General features: G+C 70.7%; 12 protein-coding genes, 2 tRNA genes and 1 pseudogene. 3 read left to right on the top strand and 12 right to left on the bottom strand.

All coding sequences use genetic code 11. The features are described from left to right. Window positions 1-37: 37 nt before the first annotated feature. Window positions 38-637 (top strand): annotated as a pseudogene (locus B2P18_RS18840) (recombinase family protein); the annotation flags it as partial. 562 nt (window positions 638-1,199) lie between these two features. Here the strand turns inward: B2P18_RS18840 and B2P18_RS03075 are convergent. From B2P18_RS03075 to B2P18_RS03045, 8 genes are all read right to left on the bottom strand, one after another. Further along, window positions 1,200-1,272: transfer RNA gene (locus tag B2P18_RS03075), tRNA-Ala, on the bottom strand. 26 nt (window positions 1,273-1,298) lie between these two features. After that, window positions 1,299-1,415: a DLW-39 family protein gene (locus B2P18_RS18835; protein WP_230082589.1), complete on the bottom strand. Its 117-nt coding sequence runs from the start codon at window positions 1,413-1,415 to the stop codon at window positions 1,299-1,301. Between the two features lie 145 nt (window positions 1,416-1,560). Next, window positions 1,561-1,637, bottom strand: a tRNA-Ile gene (locus B2P18_RS03070). 109 nt (window positions 1,638-1,746) lie between these two features. Beyond that, a complete protein-coding gene (locus B2P18_RS03065; RefSeq protein WP_239262039.1) occupies window positions 1,747-2,238 on the bottom strand; it encodes a DUF3566 domain-containing protein in 492 nt (163 codons plus the stop codon). Continuing rightward, complete coding sequence (gyrA, locus tag B2P18_RS03060) at window positions 2,235-4,919, bottom strand: DNA gyrase subunit A (protein WP_286955793.1); 2,685 nt, start codon at window positions 4,917-4,919, stop codon at window positions 2,235-2,237. Before gyrA ends, B2P18_RS03065 begins: the two co-directional genes overlap by 4 nt. 189 nt (window positions 4,920-5,108) lie before the next feature. Then, window positions 5,109-7,253, bottom strand: a complete 2,145-nt coding sequence (gene gyrB / locus B2P18_RS03055; protein WP_286955792.1) for a DNA topoisomerase (ATP-hydrolyzing) subunit B — start codon at window positions 7,251-7,253, stop codon at window positions 5,109-5,111. A 294-nt stretch (window positions 7,254-7,547) separates the two neighbouring features. Continuing rightward, a complete protein-coding gene (locus tag B2P18_RS03050; protein ID WP_286955791.1) occupies window positions 7,548-9,353 on the bottom strand; it encodes an FUSC family protein in 1,806 nt (601 codons plus the stop codon). A gap of 20 nt (window positions 9,354-9,373) precedes the next feature. Then, entirely contained in the window at window positions 9,374-9,772 is a 399-nt protein-coding gene (locus B2P18_RS03045) for a PaaI family thioesterase (RefSeq protein ID WP_019285983.1), read from the bottom strand. Between the two features lie 62 nt (window positions 9,773-9,834). On the opposite strand from B2P18_RS03045, the gene B2P18_RS03040 reads away from it, so the two are divergent. Further along, window positions 9,835-10,218 carry a DoxX family protein gene (locus tag B2P18_RS03040; RefSeq protein WP_029212195.1) on the top strand — a complete coding sequence of 128 codons (384 nt, stop codon included), beginning with the start codon at window positions 9,835-9,837 and terminating at the stop codon, window positions 10,216-10,218. A 50-nt stretch (window positions 10,219-10,268) separates the two neighbouring features. Further along, window positions 10,269-11,000 carry a hypothetical protein gene (locus B2P18_RS03035; RefSeq protein ID WP_029212194.1) on the top strand — a complete coding sequence of 244 codons (732 nt, stop codon included), beginning with the start codon at window positions 10,269-10,271 and terminating at the stop codon, window positions 10,998-11,000. A 10-nt stretch (window positions 11,001-11,010) separates the two neighbouring features. Here the strand turns inward: B2P18_RS03035 and B2P18_RS03030 are convergent, their stop codons facing one another. The 4 genes from B2P18_RS03030 to dnaN form a co-directional block, all read right to left on the bottom strand. After that, complete coding sequence (locus tag B2P18_RS03030) at window positions 11,011-11,628, bottom strand: DUF721 domain-containing protein (protein WP_286955790.1); 618 nt, start codon at window positions 11,626-11,628, stop codon at window positions 11,011-11,013. Further along, on the bottom strand, window positions 11,609-12,820 hold the full coding sequence (recF, locus tag B2P18_RS03025; protein WP_286955789.1) for a DNA replication/repair protein RecF: 1,212 nt from the start codon (window positions 12,818-12,820) through the stop codon (window positions 11,609-11,611). The genes B2P18_RS03030 and recF overlap by 20 nt, the downstream gene beginning before the upstream one ends. Before the next feature lies 1 nt (window position 12,821). Further along, window positions 12,822-13,826, bottom strand: coding sequence for a phosphogluconate dehydrogenase (NAD(+)-dependent, decarboxylating) (gene gnd / locus B2P18_RS03020; protein ID WP_286955788.1), 1,005 nt, complete (start codon window positions 13,824-13,826; stop codon window positions 12,822-12,824). A gap of 97 nt (window positions 13,827-13,923) precedes the next feature. Continuing rightward, window positions 13,924-15,057, bottom strand: coding sequence for a DNA polymerase III subunit beta (gene dnaN, locus B2P18_RS03015; RefSeq protein ID WP_239262021.1), 1,134 nt, complete (start codon window positions 15,055-15,057; stop codon window positions 13,924-13,926). Window positions 15,058-15,305: the final 248 nt, after the last annotated feature.

The raw sequence follows: 15,305 nt of genomic DNA, 5'->3' as shown, positions 1-15,305 counted from the left end.
TGAACCCGGGGCGGTTCACACCGAAGTCACCAAGGGCATGACCCAGAAGGCCATCGGTGGCGGCACGAACGGACGAGCACCCATCGGTTACCTCAACGTCCGCAAGCGCGACGAGTTGGGGCGCGAGCTCCGCACCATCGAACTCGATCCCGAGCGAGCACCGATGATTGAGTGGGCATTCAAGGCATACGCATCCGGGAACTGGAGCGTCAGCCAGCTCCACGACGAACTCACCTCGCGCGGACTGCGCAGCCTGCCCACGCCGAAGAGGCCGGCGAAGCCCTTGGCCGTGTCCACCATCCATCGCCTCCTGATCAACCCGTACTACAAGGGCGATGTCATCTACCGAGGCACCCGATACAAGGGCAACCACCCGGCGCTCGTGCCTGCCGAGGTCTGGTACCAGGTCCAGTCCGTGCTCACCGCGCACCAGTGCGCCGTCGAGGCGACCCAAGTCCACGGCCACTACCTCAAAGGCACTATCCACTGCGGCCAGTGCGGTTCGCGGCTCATCGTCTCCAACGCGAAGAACCGCCACGGCAACGTGTACTGCTACTTCGTCTGCTCCGGCCGACACTCCAAGCGGACCGACTGCACGCGCCAGGCGATGCTCATCGAGGATGTCGAGAAGCTCGTCGAGGACTACTACTCTCGCGTGCAGATCACGCCGGCTCAGCAGGACGCACTCGCGGGGATGCTCCACCACGAGTTCGACCGGCTCATGGCCGCCGAAACCGAGGAATTGGAACGCCTCACCACCAGCCGCGACCGGCTCGAAAGCGAGCAGGACCGGCTCATGCAGGCGCACTACGCCGACGCGATCCCGCTGACCGTGCTCAAGCGCGAGCAGGACCGAATCGTCGCCGAACTCGACAAGGTGACCCGACGTATCGACGCCCACTTCGGCGACTACGCCGACGCCCGCGCCCACCTCGACGACGCCCTCGGACTGCTCGCCAACTGCGCCGACATCCACGCCCGCTGCGACGACACCAACCGGCGGCTATGCAACCAGGCGTTCTTCACGAAGGTCTACATCGACGAGGACAACGAGCTGCGCGTCGAGCACAACCGGCCCTTCGAAATGCTCCTCGATCCGCAGGTCAACGCCAACGCTCTGACCTGGGCCGCAGACGCACACAAGGCCCGAACCTCCACCAACGTTTCCGTTGGCAAGGGTTCGAGCCTTGTGCGTGGGGTGGAGCCTAGGGGACTCGAACCCCTAACCCCCTGCTTGCAAAGCAGGTGCGCTACCAATTGCGCCAAGGCCCCGGATGCGCCGCGAGGCGCTCGGCCGACTATACCGGCTTGGTGGCCTCGGCCCACAGCTCGTCCTCGGCCCGACGGCGACGCTCGCGCTCGGTGAGGGCGACGGCGGCGCCGACGGCGAGCAGACCGGCGATGATCTTGCGCATGACTACCTCCTGGGTCGGGGGCTCCAGCCTAGCCACCGTGACGATCCGGGGCGGCGGACAGGCGGGGCGGGCCGGCGGCGGTGCCTGGCGATCATGCTCGGACGACGAAAGGAGCCACCGTCTCGGGGACTGGTGGCTCCTCACGTGGTGGGCCTAACAGGACTTGAACCTGTGACCTCTTCCTTATCAGGGAAGCGCTCTAACCGTCTGAGCTATAGGCCCGCACCCGCCTCGAGGACCCCTTGACAAGGTGCTCGACGCGAGGAGTAACGCTACCGCATGCCCGGTGCTGCGGCCAAAACGGGCGGCCGTCTGCCAGGCTCGCGGCTCGTCAGTCGTCGGTCAGCGTCTGACGCACGCCGCCGACCAGGCCGGCGCAGATGTTGTAGAGGAACGCCGCCAGGGTGGCCAGCGCCGTCAGCAGCAGGATGTTGATGAACGAGATCACGATCGACAGGGACAGCACGCGGCTGAAGCCGACGTAGTCCATGAGGTCGAACTCCTTGCCCTGCGGCAGGAGCCCGAGCACCATCTCGTTGATCGACGAGAACACGCCCATCCCGTTGAGGATCATCCACAGCACGGCGATCAGCACGACCCCCGCGATGCCCGCAGCCACCGACAGCAGGAACGCCAGCTTGAGCACCGACAAAGGGTCGACCCGCTGCACGCGGAGCTTGGCCTGCCGGCCGCTGCCCGTGCCCGAGCCCGCCGCCGGGACGGAACCGCCCGACGTGGTGCGGACGGGCTCGCGCACCGCCGTGTCGTTCACGGCGTCCATCGACTGGGTGCGGTCGGATGCCGAGCTGCTCGAGCTGCTCACTGGTCGTCCTCCTGCGGGTCCTCGGCTGTGGTCGCGTCGTCGGACACGGCCGTCTCGTCGCTCTCCCCGGCCACGCTAGTGCCTGCGGCCGACTCCGTCGTGCTCGCAGCGCCGTCACCGGCGCCCGTGTCGGCGGTGTCCGAGGGGCCGTCGCCCGGCATACCGGCGTCGTCGTCACCCTCGGGGGCGAGCGCGCCCGCCTCCTCGAGCTCCTCCTCCGCGGCGCGCTCGACGTTGCGGGCCACGGCCACGATCGCGTCGTTCTTGCCCGGGTTGGCGAAGGTCACGCCCTGGGTGTTGCGGCCGGTGTAGCGGACCTCGTCGACGCGGGAGCGCACGATCCGGCCCTTCTCCATGACCAGCATGACCTCGTCCTCGGGGGACACGACCAGCGCACCGACGAGGTCGCCGCCACGGTCCGAGGCCTTGGCCACGAGCACACCGAGCGTCGCGCGGCCCTTGACGGGGTACTCCGACGAGAGCGTCCGCTTGGCCAGGCCGTTCTCGAACACCACGAAGACGTCCGGGTCGGTGCCGTCCTCGATGACGTTCATCGCCAGCAACGAGTCGCCGTCGCGGAACTTCATGCCCGTCACGCCCGAGGTCGAGCGACCCATCGGCCGCAGCGTGTCGTCGGTCGCCGTGAACCGCACCGACTGACCCTTGACCGACACGAGCAGCAGGTCGTCAGCCGCCGACGCCAGCGAGGCGCCCACAAGCTCGTCCCCGTCGCGCAGGTTGATCGCGATGAGGCCGCCGGAGCGGTTGGAGTCGTAGTCGTCCAGACGGGACTTCTTGACCAGGCCGTTGCGGGTGGCGAGGACGAGGTAGGGGACGTTGATGTAGTCCTGGATCGCCAGCACCTGCGCGATCTTCTCCCCCGGCTGGAAGGCCATGAGGTTGGCGACGTGCTGGCCCTTGGACTCGCGCGAGCCCTCCGGCAGCTCGTAGGCCTTGGCGCGGTAGACGCGACCGAGGTTGGTGAAGAAGAGCAACCAGTGGTGCGTCGTCGTCGTGAAGAAGTGCTCCACGATGTCGTCGCCACGCAGCGAGGCGCCACGCACACCCTTGCCACCGCGGTGCTGCGAGCGGTACTCACGGGTGACGGTGCGCTTGGCGTAACCACCACGCGTGATGGTGACGACCACGTCCTCCTCAGGGATCAGGTCCTCCATGGACATGTCGCCGTCGTAGGGGACGATCTCGGTGCGGCGGGCGTCGCCATACTTGTCGACCAGCTCGCCGAGCTCGTCCTTGATGATCTGCCGCTGCCGCTCCGGCTTGGCCAGGATGTCGTTGAAGTCGTCGATCTTGGCCTGGAGCTCATTGTGCTCGTCGATGATCTTCTGCCGCTCGAGGGCGGCGAGGCGACGCAGCTGCATGTCCAGGATCGCCATCGCCTGGATCTCGTCGATCTCCAGCAGGTCGATCAGCCCGTCACGCGCCACCTCGACCGTGCGCGAGGCGCGGATCAGGGCGATGACCTCGTCGAGGGCGTCGAGGGCCTTGAGCAGGCCGCGCAGGATGTGGATGCGCTCCTCGGCCTTGCGCAGGCGGTACTTCGTGCGGCGCACGATGACCTCGACCTGGTGCTCCACCCAGTAGCGGATGAACGCGCCGACCGGCAGCGTGCGCGGCACCCCGTCGACCAGCGCCAGCATGTTGGCGCCGAAGGACTGCTGCAGCTGCGTGTGCTTGTAGAGGTTGTTGAGCACGACCTTGGCCACGGCGTCGCGCTTGAGCACGATCACGAGGCGCTGGCCGGTGCGGCCGGACGTCTCGTCACGGATGTCGGCGATGCCCTGCAGGCGGCCCTCCTTGGCGAGCTCGGCGATCTTGAGCGCCAGCGCGTCCGGGTTGACCTGGTACGGGAGCTCCGTGACGACCAGGCACTGCCGGCCCTGGATCTCCTCGACGTTGACGACCGCCCGCATGACGACCGACCCGCGACCCGTGCGGTAGGCGTCCTCGATGCCGCGACGGCCCAGGATCAGCGCGCCCGTGGGGAAGTCCGGGCCCTTGATGCGCTGCATGCACGCCTCGAGCAGGTCCTCGCGAGACGCCTCGGGGTGCTCGAGCAGCCACTCCACCGCGCTCGCGACCTCGCGCAGGTTGTGCGGCGGGATCTGGGTGGCCATGCCGACCGCGATGCCCGACGAGCCGTTGACCAGCAGGTTGGGGAACCGCGCCGGCAGGACCTCGGGCTCGCGGGTCTTGCCGTCGTAGTTGTCCTTGAAGTCGACGGTCTCCTCGTGGATGTCGCGCACCATCTCCATGGCGAGCGGCATCATGCGGCACTCGGTGTATCGCGGCGCGGCCGCGCCGTCGTTGCCCGGCGACCCGAAGTTGCCCTGCCCGTCGATCAGCGGGTAGCGCAGCGACCACGGCTGCACCAGCCGCACGATGGCGTCGTAGATCGCCGAGTCGCCGTGCGGGTGGTAGTGACCCATGACGTCACCGACGACGCGGGAGCACTTGTTGTAGCCCCGGTCGGGGCGGTAGCCCCCGTCATACATGCCGTAGACGATGCGACGGTGCACGGGCTTGAGCCCGTCCCGCACGTCCGGGAGCGCGCGGCTGACGATGACGCTCATGGCGTACTCGATGTAGCTGCGCTGCATCTCGGAGTTCAGGTCGACCGGCTCGACCCGATCAACAGTAGGAGGAGTCTGCTCACTCATGCGTCAACGGCCTCTCGTCGGGCGAAGGTGCAAGAAGGGTGCTGGTGGCCACGAGCCGCAGGGAGACCGGTCCCGAGCGGAACGGCTGGGCGGCGGGCCGTGGAGGGCTTGGCGGGAGCCGCGAGGAACGAGCGGCGGATGGTAGGCCCGCCGCCCAGCCGTGAAGCTCCACCGTCGACATGCGCGAGATCACGCATCGAGGAACCGCACGTCCCGCGCGTTGCGCTGGATGAACGACCGCCGCGACTCGACGTCCTCGCCCATCAGCACGGAGAAGATCTCGTCCGCGGCGGCCGCGTCGTCGAGGGTGACCTGCAGGAGCACCCGGTGGTCGGGGTCCATCGTGGTCTCCCACAGCTCCTGGTAGTTCATCTCGCCGAGGCCCTTGTAGCGCTGGATGGGGGCGTCCTTGGGGAGCCGGCCACCGTTGGCCTGACCGGCGGCGACCATCTCGTCGCGCTGGCGGTCGCTGAACGCGAACTCGTGCTCGCGGTTGGACCACTTGAGGCGGTAGAGCGGGGGCTGGGCGAGGTAGACGTAGCCGGCCTCGATCAGCGGGCGCATGAAGCGGAACAGCAGCGTCAGCAGCAGCGTGCGGATGTGCATGCCGTCGACGTCGGCGTCGGCCATGAGCACGATCTTGTGGTAGCGCGCCCGGGTGATGTCGAAGTCCTCACCGACGCCGGTGCCGAAGCCGGAGATGAGGGCCTGGACCTCCTGGTTGGCGAGGACCTTGTCGATGCGGGCCTTCTCGACATTCAGGATCTTGCCGCGGATCGGGAGGATCGCCTGGTTGAAGGGGTTGCGGCCCTGGACGGCGGAGCCGCCGGCGGAGTCACCCTCGACGATGTAGACCTCGGAGACCGAGGGGTCCTTGGACTGGCAGTCCTTGAGCTTGCCGGGCAGGCCGCCGGACTCCATGAGCCCCTTGCGGCGGGTCGCCTCGCGGGCCTTGCGGGCGGCGATGCGCGCCGCGGACGCCTGGACGGCCTTGCGGACGATCTCGCGACCCTCGGTGGGGTGCCGCTCCAGCCAGTCGCCGAACCGGTCGGTCATCGCGCCCTGCACGAAGCCCTTGACCTCGGAGTTGCCGAGCTTGGTCTTGGTCTGGCCCTCGAACTGCGGCTCGCCGAGCTTGACCGAGATGACGGCGGTGAGGCCCTCGCGAATATCGTCGCCGGTGAGGTTCTCGTCCTTGTCCTTGAGGAGGTTCTGCTTGCGCGCGAAGTCGTTGACCAGGCGGGTCAGCGCGGCGCGGAAGCCCTCCTCGTGGGTGCCGCCCTCGTGGGTGTTGATGGTGTTGGCGTAGGTGTGGACCGACTCGGAGTAGGCATTGGTCCACTGCATCGCGACCTCGACGGACAGGGACTTGCCCTGGTCCTCGAGCTCGAAGTCGATGATGTCGTCGTGCACGACGTCGGCCCGCTTGGACGTGTTGAGGTGCTTGACGTAGTCGAGCAGGCCGTTGTCGTAGCGGTAGGTCACCGAGCGGCCCTTGGCCTTGCCGGCCCGGTCCTTGGCGACCTCCTCCTGCGCGCCCTCGTCGGCGCCCTCGCCGGCCTCGGTCTCGACGCTGTCGACCGCGCCCATCTCCTCGGCCTCGAGGTCCGCGTCGGCGTCGGCCTGCGCCTGGGGACGCTCGTCGGTGAGGACGATGGTCAGGCCCTTGTTGAGGAAGGCCATCTGCTGGAAGCGGGCGCGGATCGTCTCGAAGTCGTAGGTCGTCGTCTCGAAGATCTTGTCGTCGGCCCAGAAGGTGATGGTCGTGCCGTTGCGGTCCGACGCCTCCTCCTTGGCCAGGGGGGCGACGGCCTCGCCGTGGTCGAACTCGACGCGCCAGGCGTGGCCGAGCTGGTGGACCTCGGCGACCAGCCGGGTGGACAGGGCGTTGACCACCGACGAGCCCACGCCGTGCAGACCGCCGGACACCTTGTAGCCACCGCCGCCGAACTTGCCGCCGGCGTGCAGCTGGGTGAGGACGAGCTCGACGGTGCTCATGCCGTACTGCTCGTTCCTGCCTGTGGGGATGCCACGCCCGTTGTCGGCGACGCGCACCCCTCCGTCGGCGAGCAGGGTCACGTCGACGCGGTCGGCGAACCCCGCCATCGCCTCGTCCACGGCGTTGTCCACGATCTCCCACACGAGGTGGTGCAGACCGCGCTCACCGGTGGACCCGATGTACATGCCCGGGCGCTTGCGGACGGCCTCGAGCCCCTCCAGCACCTGGATCGAGCTGGCGTCGTAGTCGCCGCTGGGGGCCGGCGCCTGCTGGGCGAGGTCCTCGGCGAGCTTCTCGACGGCCTCGGGACCGGTGGGCTCCTCGACGTCGGCCACAGTGCTCCTCACAAACGATCGCGCGTATGCCGGAAACCTCCCGCACGACCCTGGCCCGTGATGCGGGCAGGGGTCGCGCCCTCGGCCGCGTCATGCGCGTGCCGTGATGAGGCCGGACACCGGTCGCCACCTTGGCTGACCGTCCGTCAGTCTATCGGTCGCGGGAGGTAAAACACGCCTCCTGAGGCCCCTGGGAGCCATGTCGGCGGAAAATTTCCGCCATCTGCATGGTCCCCCTCACGGACGGGGTCGCGAGAGGCCCCTGTGGGCCGCCATCCGCCCCGCCATGGGGCGTCAGCGGAGGCTCAGCACGAGCTCCTCGACCTCACGCACGTCGCGCTCGATGGCCTCGGCGGGGCGAGGCGTGGTGACGGGGTCGGCCATGATCCGCTCCAGCGGGCCCCGCGCCCGGTCGAAGGCCTCGTGCGCCCGGCGGATGTCCGGGTGCCAGCACGCCCCGAGCACGAGATAGCCGAGGGCGGCGAGCGAGCGCTCCATGCGGTGATAGGGACCGACGGTGTCGCGGCTGTCCGCCAGCGCTCGTCGGGCGACGACGTCGGACTCGAGCAGCTCGTAGTAGAGGTTGCGTCTGTGGTCCAGCGCGTCCCGCGTCTCGAGGGCGCCGGCGGCGAGGTCCACCATGACGCGCTCGGTCGCGACGACGACCCGCCGGGCGTGCGCTCGCAGCACGATCTCCGGCGCCCGTCGACCCGTCGCCCAGAGCACGAGCAGCGCGCAGGCCACGCCGACGAGCGTGTCGACCAGCCGGTCCGCCACCACCGAGGACACGGACTCGCCCGGGGCGGACGCCATACCGATGGTGAGGGCGAGCGGGGTGATCACGACCACGGCGAGCGCGTAGTTGCGCGTGACGAGCAGCTCCACGACCAGCTGCATGCCGGCCACGACGACCACCAGCCACCAGCCCTGCGGGTCCAGCGCCAGCAGCCCCGCAAAGATCAGGAGCCCGACCAGCGTCCCGAGGGTGCGGTGCACGCCGCGGACGGTCTGGACCTCGCGGGTGCCGCCCTGGTGCAGGACCAGCGCGGCGAAGCAGACGGCCCAGTAGACGTGGCCCTGGTGCAGGACGTGCGCGACCAGACCGGCGAACGTGGTGGCCAGACCCACGCGCAGCACCATGAGCAGCACCTCTGACGGCCATCGCGCCGCCTCCCGCAGCAGGTAGCCCGCACCGGGTCGACCGAGGGCGGTGTCGCGCAGCTGCTCGGCGTCGACGGCCGCATCGACGAGTGGCTCCTGCTCGCCGCCCCGGACGTCGTGATCGGCGGCCTCGTCGTCCACCGATCCCCACGGTCGGGGCTCGACGCCCAGCCGGGCCCCGGCCAGGCGTGCGCTCGCGGCGGCATAGGTGAGCTGGGCGCGCTCCAGGCGCTCCACCAGCCGTGGGGGCCGACCACCGTCGGTGACGGCGGTCCAGGCCCGGTGCAGCGCGCCCGAGGCGCTCGCTCGCAGCGCCTCGAGGTCGCCGTCGTCGTCCCTGCCAGGCTCTGGGGTCGGGTCCTGGGGGACACCGGCGGCAAACGCCCGTATGGCGCCCTCCGCCGCCTCGGTCGCCCGCTGCTCGGCCCGGTGCGGCGCCACGAGCAGGTCCGCCATGCCGATCACCCACGCCGACACCGCTCCGGCGAAGGTCAGCGCCACCACGCTCCAGGGAGCCGCGCCGTGGGTGACCGCGAGATTGCCCACGCCCAGCACCAGGACGAAGAAGTAGGAGCCGGGTGGCCCGACCTTGAGCGCCACGCACACGAACGCCGCGACCATCGCCACCACCACGAGCACCGCGACCGTCACGACGGGGTGGCCCGCCGTCATCGCCCCCAGCGCCACCGCCCCGGTCAGGCCGAGGGCGGCCAGCGCCATGACCCGGGCCCGGAAGCGGCCGGGCGCGGTGGCGCCATACAGGATGGTGAAGACCCCGAGGCTCGCCACGAGACCGAGGGACAGGTGCCCGGCCAGCTGCCCGACGGACAGGGGCACCGCCATGGCCACGGCGGCCTTGACCGCGACCGGCCATCGCGGCGGTGAGGGGTTGAGGCGCAGAATCGTGCGCGTGTGGCGGCGCAGGCTGGGAGAGCTCATCGCCACCATCATCCCGCGCGTCAGTCCCCGTCGGTCACGTCGATCACCGAGAACGTGGCGACGCCGTGGGCGATGGCCTTGTCGTCCTCGGCGCGGACCACGTCGCCCTCCACCATGACCAGCGATCCTCCCTGCTTGCGGACCTCGGCGCTGGCGAGCAGCTCCTCGCCGACCTTGGCCCCGGAGAGGAAGGTCACGGTGAGCGAGACGGTCACGGCGCTCTTGCCGTCGGGCAGGTCGGAGCGAACGGCGTCGCCCATGACGGAGTCGAGGAGGGTGCCGAGCAGCCCGCCGTGCACGCCGCCGTTGACGTTGCTGTGCTCGTCGGTGGGCGTGACGCGCAGCCCGGCGTCGTCACCGGGACGGTCCGTGGCCGAGGGGTCGCTGCCGGTGACGCCGAGAGTGTCGAGGAAGGTCATTCTCGTCACTTGCCCCCGCCCAGGGCTCCTGAGACCTCGGGCGAGGACCTAGGGTCTGCCGTATGACGCCCGACGCCGCCTCCCACGCCCCCCGCACGACGCTCGCCCTGGTCGGCCTGCTGACCGTCGCGGGGGTCCAGCACTTCCGCAAGCCGCGCCCCTTCGACTCGATCGTGCCGCCGGCGCTGCCCGGGCCGGCTCGGTGGTACACCTACGGCTCCGGCGTGGCGGAGCTCGCCACCGCGGCGCTGCTGGCGGTGCCGCAGACCCGCCGGCTGGGTGGCGCGGCAGCGACGGCGCTGTTCGTCGCGGTGTTCCCGGCCAACGTGCAGATGGCGTGGAACTGGCGGCGCAAGCCGGCCAAGCTGCAGGCCATCGCCTACGGCCGGCTGCCGCTGCAGGGCCTGCTCGTCGCGGGGTCGGAGCACGTGCGCAAGCACGGGTGACGCACCCTGTCGTCTGTCCTGTCGTCTGACTGGTCGTCTACCGTGAAGGCATGGATCGTCGTCTCGCCCTCGCAGCCCTCGCCTCCTCGATCGCCCTGGTGACCGCCTGCTCGGGCGGCTCCGGCGCCGCGACGACCTCCACCACCGCCTCCACCACCGCCTCTCCCAGTTCCGCATCCGCCTCGGCGTCGGGGTCAGGGACGTCGAGCGGCGCGACGAGCACCGCCAGCACCGCCAGCACCCCCGCCGCAGCCGTCGCCCTCCCCAAGGGTCACCAGTGGTTGACGGTGCCCGCGCTCGGCACCCGCCTCGCCATCCCCACGACCTGGAAGGCCCTGGACGTCGCCACCCTGCGCGACCAGAAGGGGACGCCTGCCTACGCCAAGGCCGCGGCGGACCTCGGCTACACCGAGACGGAGCTCACGAGTCTCGTGTCGTCCGGGGCGTTCGCGATCGCGGTGGGGCCCAACACCGGGGAGACGGCGCCCAACCTGCTGATCCGCGCCATCGGCGGGGGAACCTTCGAGGACGGCGACCAGCTCACCTCCGGCACCCGCGGCGAGACCGGCACCCTCGACGCCCAGAGCAAGCCGCAGACCGCGGTGGGGCCGGGCGTGCGCGGCGACTACCACGCCACCGTCGACGGCACCGTCCTGCACGGCTCCCAGCTCGCGGTCACCAGCCAGGGCCAGCAGGACGTGATCGCGATCGGCGCGGCCGACGCCGCCACGGTCAAGAAGGTCATGGACGTCGTCGTCGCGACCTACTCGACCGCCCCCTGAGGTCAGTGGCTCAGCCGTAGGTGTCCCGCGGGCCGCGCCCGTCCGTGGCGCGTCGGCGCCCGTGCCCCCACCGCGGGGCGCTCGGCCCGACGACCCGCAGCTCCTCCACGACCCCCTCGCCCACCTCGGCCGACAACCGCCCGAGGATCGTCGACGCCATGAGCCGCAGCTGGGTGGCCCACGCCGTCGACGACGCCCGCACCGTCAGCACCCCCTCGTCGAAGGTCACCGGCTCGCTGTGCTCCGCCACGTCGGACCCCACGACCTGCGGCCAGCGCCCCATCACCGACCCGACCTTGACGTCCGACTGCCAGCCCCGGCCGGTCACCAGGCGCTCGAGGGTGTCCCCGAGCAGGAGCGGGTCTCGTCCGTCGACCTCGGCGGCCGAGCCGCTCAGCATCACCTCCGACGGACGGCGACGTCGCTTGGCCATCGAGCCGGGGCGCAGGCCCTTGCCCTTGGCCACCGTCCGGGCCCGCAGCAGCGCGGCGGACGCTGCCGTCCTGGCCGCGTCCGGGTCCAGGCGGGGGTCCGGCTCGTCGGCGTGATCGTCCCGCTCGGCCGCACGGCCCGCGGCGTCGTCGGGCGGGGCCCCGTCATACGGCTGGTCAGGAGGCTGGCTGCTCAACGGGGTTCACCTCCCCGCGTTTCACGTGGAACCGCGCACTCTCGCCGAGCTCGGACGGGATGTCGTCACCGACTGCCGCCGTGATGAGCACCTGCTCGCAGTCCGCCACGAGACCGGCGAGCCGCGAGCGTCGTCCGGCGTCGAGCTCGGCGAAGACGTCGTCGAGGATCAGGACCGGGTCCTCGCGCAGGTCCGTGCGGAGCAGCTGGAAGGCCGCGAGCCTCAGCCCGAGCGCGAAGGACCAGGACTCGCCGTGGGAGGCGTAGCCCTTGGCCGGCAGGTCTCCGAGCCCCAGGACGAGGTCGTCGCGGTGCGGCCCGACCAGCGTGATCCCGCGCTCGACCTCCTGGTCCCGGACCCGGGCCAGCGAGTCCACGATCAGCTCGGCGAGCTCGGGGATCTCGGGCACCTCGCCCTCGGCGAGGCGAGCGGCCGCCTCCTCGTGCAGGGACGAGCGATAGGTGACCCGTGCGTCGGACTGTCCCGCGCTCACCTCGTCATAGGCCTGCGCCAGATAGGGGCCGAGGTCGCGCAGCAGGCGCAGCCGGGCATAGAGCAGGCTCGACCCGACCTGCGCGAGGTGCTGGTCCCACACGTCCAGGGTGTGCAGCGCGCTCGCCCGGGAGTCCTCCACCGGTCCTTGGTCGTATGCCGACCCCCGGCGCGAGCCCTTGCGCAGGACCGGTGCGGCGGACTTGAGCAGGGCGTTGCGCTGCTTGACGACCTTGTCGTAGTCGGCGCGGACCCCGGCCCAGCGGGGTTGGCGCTGGACGAGCAGGTCGTCGAGGAAGCGCCGGCGCTCGGAGGGGTCCCCCTTGACCAGGGCGAGGTCCTCGGGGGCGAAGAGCACCGTCCGCAGCGACCCCAGCACCTCCCGGGTGCGGGTCACGGGGGAGCGGTTGAGCTTGGCCCGGTTGGCCCGGCCGGGGGTGATCTCGAGCTCGATCAGCGTCTCGCGGCCGTCCCGCACGACCACGCCGCGCACGATCGCCTGCTCGGCGCCATGACGCACGAGGGGCGCATCCTGCGCGACCCGGTGCGAGCCGAGCGTCGCGAGGTAGCCGATGGCCTCGACCAGGTTGGTCTTGCCCTGGCCGTTGAGGCCCTCGAAGGTCGTGACACCCGGTCCCAGCGGCAGCTCCGCGGTCTCGTAGCTGCGGAAGCTGCCGAGGGACAGGTGCCGGACGTACACCTCAGTGCTGCTGCAGGTCCTGGGTGCCGGACTCGTCCCCGCCACCCTGACGGCCCTCGGCCTTCGCGCCCGTGTCGTCGCTCTTCTCCTCGGCGCCGCGGTGGACGTCGGACTTGGGCGTGCCCTCGAGCATCTGCACGGCGTGGCCGCCGAACTGGCCGCGCAGGGCGGCGACGGCCTGCATGGCGGGGGAGTTCTCCTGGCGCGACTGGAAGCGCGCGAACAGCGAGGCTGCGAGCACCGGCATGGGGACGGCGAGCTCGATGGCCTCCTCGAGGGTCCAGCGACCCTCGCCGGAGTCCGTCGTGAACTCGCTGATGCCCTCGAGGTCGGGGGTCTCCTCCAGCGCCTTGACCATGAGGTCGAGCAGCCAGGACCGCACGACGGTGCCGCGGGTCCACGCCTTGAAGCAGCCCTCGACGTCCTCGACGATGTCCTTGGCCATGAGCAGCTCGAAGCCCTCGGCGTACGCGTGCATCAGGCCGTACTCGATGCCGTTGTGCACCATCTTGGCGTAGTGGCCGGCGCCGACCTTGCCCGCGTGGACGAAACCCTCCTCGCGCGGACCCTCGGGGCGCAGCGCGTCGAAGATCGGCATCGCGCGCTCGACGAGCTCGTCGCCGCCGCCGCACATCAGGCCGTAGCCGTTGTCCTTGCCCCAGATGCCGCCGGAGACGCCGCAGTCGAGGTAGCCGATGCCCTGGCCGGCCAGCAGCTCGGCGTTGACGGCGTCGTCGGTGAACTTGCTGTTGCCGCCGTCGATCACGAGGTCGCCCTCGTCGAGGACCTCGGACAGCTGCTGGATCGTCTCGCGGGTGGGGTCTCCGGCCGGGACCATGACCCACACGGTGCGCGGTGCCTCGAGCCTGCTCACCAGGTCCTCGAGGGAGGTGGCGTCGCTGACGTCGGGGTTGCGGTCGTAGCCGACGACCTCGTGCCCGGCCGCACGGATGCGGTCGCGCATGTTGCCGCCCATCTTGCCGAGGCCGATGAGTCCGAGCTGCATGGGTGAACCTTTCCTGGCGCGGTGGGCGCCGACGAGGAGGTCGGGGCTAGTGGGTTCCGGGGGGTGGGTGCGGTGGTGGTCGGGCAGCGGTGGCGGGTCAGGCGGGGAAGCGCACCGGCATCAGGACGTAGCGATAACTCATGTCCGGCTCGGCGTCGGCGTCGGCCTGGCCGACGAGCACGGCCGGGCGGCTGGGCTGGGTGAACTGCAGGCGGCAGTGCGACGTGCCGAGGGCGCCGAGGCCGTCGAGCAGGAAGTGCGGGTTGAAGCCGATCTCGAGCTCCGGGCCGGTCATCGTGCACGGCACCGCCTCGCTGGCCTGCGCGTCGTCGCCGGCACCGGCCTCGATGGCCAGCTGTCCGTCGGTGAAGCGCAGCCGCACCGGGGTGTTGCGCTCGGCGACCAGGGCGACGCGCTTGACGGCCTCGACCAGCGCCGCCGTCTCGACGACGGCCTCGCTGTCGACCGAGGACGGAAAGATCGACGTGACCTTGGGGTACTCGCCGTCGAGCAGGCGGGTCGTCGTGCGGCGGGTGCCCGCCTCGAAGCCGACCAGGCCGTTACCGCCGGCCGCGTCGCCCAGGGCGATCTCGACCGAGCCGGAGGCACCGAGCGACTTCGCGGTGTCGGAGAGCAGGCGGGCCGGGATCAGCGCGACGTGGGCGGTGCCGGGTGCGGAGGGGCTCCAGGTGAGCTCGCGCATCGCCAGGCGGTAGCGGTCCGTGGCCAGCAGCGTCATCTTGTCGCCATCGATCTCGACGCGGACGCCGGTGAGGATCGGGAGGGTGTCACCGCGGTCGGCCGCCACGTGCACCTGGGCCACGGCCTGGGTGAAGGTCGTGCCGTCGATGGAGCCGCTGGGCTCGGGGCTGCTGGGGAGCGTGGGGTAGTCGCTGACCGGCATCTGCAGCAGCGCGAAGCGGCTGGACCCGCAGGTGAGCTGGACCTTGGAGCCGTCGGTGGCGAGCTCGGCCGGCTTGGCGGGCAGGTTGCGGCAGATGTCGGCGAGCAGGCGGCCGTTGACGAGCGCGGACCCGGCCTCGGTGACCTCGGCGGCGATGGTGAGCCGAGCGGAGATCTCGTAGTCGAAGGCCGACAGCGTGACGGTGTCGTCGTCCTTGGCCTCGATCAGGACGCCGGCGAGCACCGGGGTCGGCGGGCGGTTGGGCAGCGCGCGGGCCACCCAGGTGACCGCCTCGGTGAGGACCTCACGCTCCAGTCGGAACTTCACCGTCGGTCACTCCTCATCGCTTGCTCCTGCTCTCCACTCGGACCGCACACGCGTCCAGTCCCGCACGACAGTAGTGCAACGACCGCCGCGACGTGTAGTTCTCCCCAGCCGTTCTCGTGCCGTCCCGGCCCGTGGGTTGTCCGTGATCCGTGGAGGCTCGTTCATGCCCTCGTCCCCAGATGTACGCGGGGCGGATCGATCCAGGTGAATAGGTCTCATCGTTGTCATAGGGCCTGTGGACGTTGTGG

Origin of the sequence: Arsenicicoccus sp. UBA2120 (assembly GCF_002330965.1) — a bacterium.
Lineage (GTDB): Bacteria > Actinomycetota > Actinomycetes > Actinomycetales > Dermatophilaceae > Arsenicicoccus > Arsenicicoccus bolidensis.
Note: the sequence above shows the minus strand (reverse complement) of the source record. Positions and strands in the feature narration are given on the sequence as shown.